At 56.7% G+C, this 353-nt stretch carries 1 pseudogene; it reads left to right on the top strand.

The features are described 5' to 3' along the window. Nucleotides 1-56 precede the first annotated feature (56 nt). Nucleotides 57-353: pseudogene (locus K7H22_RS20010) on the top strand (recombinase family protein); the annotation flags it as partial.

Below are 353 nucleotides of genomic sequence, written 5' to 3'. Positions count from 1 at the left end.
GAGTCTATCTCAAACTGGATTAGTGGTAGGGGGCAACGTCAAAGCTGATCGACACGTTGAACACGCCTGAGCATCGCGCTGAGGCGACGGAAATCGTTCGATCACTGGTCGAGAAGATCGTCCTGACACCGGACGAAAGCGAAAACCGTTTGGTGGCTGATCTTCACGGCGACCTGGCAGGCATCCTGACGTTGTCTGCCGGACCGAAGCCCTCTTCGCATATCAACGACGCCACGATTGCAGCTAGCAGAGCCGCGCTTGGCGAAGGCCCAACATGCGAAAGCGCCCCAGAGGGCGCTTCGCAGGATAAGTTGGTTGCGGGAGTAGGATTTGAACCTACGACCTTCAGGTTA

Source organism: Seohaeicola saemankumensis (genome assembly GCF_021021435.1).
Taxonomy (GTDB): domain Bacteria; phylum Pseudomonadota; class Alphaproteobacteria; order Rhodobacterales; family Rhodobacteraceae; genus Seohaeicola.
The sequence above is the reverse complement of the archived record's forward strand: the minus strand, read 5'-3'. Positions and strand labels throughout refer to the sequence as shown.